The sequence below is a fragment of the Candidatus Aminicenantes bacterium genome, assembly GCA_026393795.1.
In the GTDB taxonomy this organism is placed as follows: domain Bacteria; phylum Acidobacteriota; class Aminicenantia; order UBA2199; family UBA2199; genus UBA2199.
In genome coordinates, this window is sequence record JAPKZL010000077.1 from 1 (window position 1) to 2,914 (window position 2,914).

At 58.4% G+C, this 2,914-nt stretch carries 4 protein-coding genes; all 4 read right to left on the reverse strand.

The window, feature by feature from the left end; translation table 11 throughout:
* Positions 1-384: YgiQ family radical SAM protein (locus NTW95_03725; GenBank protein MCX6556532.1), on the reverse strand; the 384-nt coding region annotated here is incomplete at its 3' end.
* A 55-nt stretch (positions 385-439) separates the two neighbouring features.
* Positions 440-1,381, reverse strand: coding sequence for a magnesium/cobalt transporter CorA (corA, locus tag NTW95_03730; GenBank protein MCX6556533.1), 942 nt, complete (start codon positions 1,379-1,381; stop codon positions 440-442).
* Positions 1,365-1,877, reverse strand: coding sequence for a GNAT family N-acetyltransferase (locus NTW95_03735; GenBank protein ID MCX6556534.1), 513 nt, complete (start codon positions 1,875-1,877; stop codon positions 1,365-1,367). The genes corA and NTW95_03735 overlap by 17 nt, the downstream gene beginning before the upstream one ends.
* Positions 1,878-1,897: 20 nt before the next feature.
* Positions 1,898-2,914, reverse strand: a 1,017-nt coding sequence (locus NTW95_03740; GenBank protein ID MCX6556535.1) for a D-alanine--D-alanine ligase, incomplete at its 5' end; no start/stop codon positions are given.

Here is a 2,914-nt window from a genome sequence, read left to right on the forward strand (position 1 = left end):
GCCGATCACCAGCGGTGTATCGCGAAACGCCTCGCGCAGCCGGCCGGCGAAGACGGTCAGGGTGCGGTCGGGACGTATCTTGTATTTGATGGCCGGCGGCTGGTCGGCGAAGAAGGCCTGGCCGGAAAACTGGTAGAGGTCTTCCTGGCGGCGGCGGCGGCTGGCGGTGTAATTCAGCACCACCGAGTCGATCGGCCCCGAGACCAGCGCGAAAAAAAGCCTTGGCCGGCCCAGCGCCGCGAAGTCTTTGCTTTCCTGCCAGAAAGGAGCCTCTATGACGCCGACGCTGAACTCCGCCGCCTCCAACGCCCGCTTCAGCATCCCCTCGGGGAATGAAGGATGGTCGCTGAAAGGATACGGCAGCACCAGGATGACATCGAACATGGACGGACACCTCAATTTCTATTGTAACACAAAGGTATTTTATTCCCTGACGCAGCTAGAGCCAGTTTTTCTTTTTGAAAAAACGAAGCATGGCCCTGATGGTCAGCACCTTCATGATCTGGTTCATGCGGTTGCTGACCGAGGAGAGGTAGATGTCGAGCATGCCGGAAAGCATGTCGCGGAAGGTTTCGATGCTGTCGATGATCTGGATGGTATGGTCGTACACGTCGCGCAGGAATATCCGCGTCGACTGCTGGATCAGGCCGGATTCGCTCTTTTCCAGGCCGTAGATCACCTCGCGCAGCGGCCAGACCGACTTGCGCAAATAAATCATTTCCCGCTTCAGCTGATGGATCTGGCGCAGGGTCTCCGGCCGCGGATCGCTGACCAGGTCCTCCTCCAGCACCTCGATCCTTTCCCCAAGCTTCTCCAGGACGAGGAAATAACGGTCGATGATGTTGTCGAGGATCGAATAGGTCAGGTAATCGGATCCCATTTTCCTGATCCGGCCCTTGCCGCCGCGGATGCGCTCGCGCAGCGGCTCCAGCAGATCGCCTTCGCGGCCTTCCTGAAAGGAGATCACGAAATTCCTTCCCAAAACGACGCTGACCTGCTCGGAAACGATTTCCAGGCTGGAGTCGTTGTAGTCGAGCATCTTCAAGACGACGTAGAGGTAACTTTCCATGTCGTCGAGCTTCGGCCTCTGGTCGGTGTTGAGAATGTCCTCCAGGATCAGCGGGTGCAGCCCGTAGCTTTTCCCGAGGCGCTCCAGCAGTTCGGTGTCCTGGAGTCCATCGATATCGATCCAGGTTGTTGTTTCGCTGTCGCGGAAAGGAAGGCAATCGTCGACCGGCGCGTTGCTCTTTTCGCGCACCATTCGCTCGTCGTAATCGAGGATGCGGATGCGGCTTTTGGCCGCCATTTTCGTTCCAATGTGAACCAACGTGCCCGGCGGCAGGCCCGCCTTGACCGATCGCTTTTTAATCTTTTCGACCATGGGCGGATAGGCGCTTGACGAAAACGTACTTGTCATCCCCCGCGGCGTAGAAATCTTTGAGCACCGCTTCCACCTGATAGCGGTTGTGCAGGTAAAAATCACGCGTCGGCTGGTATTTCTCCTGCCCCGAGGTTTCCACCCAGACGGCCCTGCCGCCCTGGGCAACGATCCGCTCCTCGCTTTTTTGCAGCAGGATCCGGCCGATGCCGCGGCTGCGGAACTCGTTGTCGACGGCGATCCAGTACAGGTCGAAGCTGCCTTCGGTGCAGGCGATGGGGCCGTAACAACAGTAGCCGACGACCCGCCCGTCCTGCTCGGCGAAGACAAAATAATAGCCGCTCTTCAGGCCCTTCTGCAAGCGCTCGTCGACCAGTTCCACCGCCACATCGATTTCATGGCCGTGAAAATACCCGCTCGATGCGACGATGGCGCGGACGGCCGCGGCGTCGCCGGGCAAAACTTTTTCTCTGTACAACAACGGCGTTTGCTTGCTCATGACATCTCCAGCTTTGCGACTTATATGCCAACGCAGTCGGCGATGATCCGTTCGACCAGGTTGGTGAAAGAAAGGCCCATCCTTTCGGCGGCGGCGTTAAAACCGCCGTCCGGGGAGAGGCAGGGGTTGGAATTGATCTCGAGCACCCAGGGGCGGCCCTGGCCGTCGACGCGGAAATCGACCCGGGCGTAGCCGCGCAGGTTGAAAAATTCCCAGCAGCGGCGGGCGATGTCCTGCAGTTCGGTCAGCAGCGGCTGATCCGCCTGCGAGAAATCGAAGCAGCGCGGCGTGTGGATGTATTCGAAGGAATCCGCTTCCCACTTGGCCCGAAAATCGACGATCTTCAGCTTGTCGGCCGGGAACTCCACGAAGCGGATTTCCGAGGCCGGCAGGAAGGTGCCGGCGAGGATGGCCACGTTCATTTCCCGGCCTTCGATATATTTCTCGGCGAAAAAATGTCCGTGGCCGTTCTGGTTTTTCTTCTCCAGGAAGGAGCGCAATTCCACCGCGTCTTTGACCGTGACGATCGAGCTGTCGTCGAACCAGTTGGAGGCATGCTCCCACACCGACTTGAGCAGATAAGTTCCCGCGCCCAGCGTTTGCGCATCGAGCGGGTTCTCGGCCCACAGCCACGGCGGCGACGCGATGCCGGCGAGTTGCAGCAGTTTCTTGCTCAATATTTTGTTGGAGGTGACGAAAATCGCTTCCTGGCTGCAGCCGGTGTACGGTATGTTCAGGTGGTCGAGAAGGGCCGGAGCCAAATGAATGAGCTGGCCGTTGCCTTCCACCGATTCCACCAGGTTGAAGACGAAAAGCGGGTTCATCTTTTTGATGGCTCGGAGGGTTTTTTCGAACGCCAGGGAAAAGGGGACGGTTACGGGCTGGTAGCCCAGCTCGGACAGCGATTTGAACACCGCATCGGCTTGGACCAGGACGTCCAACTCGTCTTTGGGAGAGTCGTCGGTGACCTGGTTGTGCAGGATAACGACTTTTCTCTTTCTCATCAGCGGATCCTTGCGATAGCGGAAGCCTTGATG

Coding starts and splice junctions, on each gene's coding strand:
- NTW95_03735 (MCX6556534.1), bottom strand. CDS start 1,877: ATGAGCAAGCAAACGCCGTTGTTGTACAGAGAAAAAGTTTTGCCCGGC.
- corA (MCX6556533.1), bottom strand. CDS start 1,381: ATGGTCGAAAAGATTAAAAAGCGATCGGTCAAGGCGGGCCTGCCGCCG.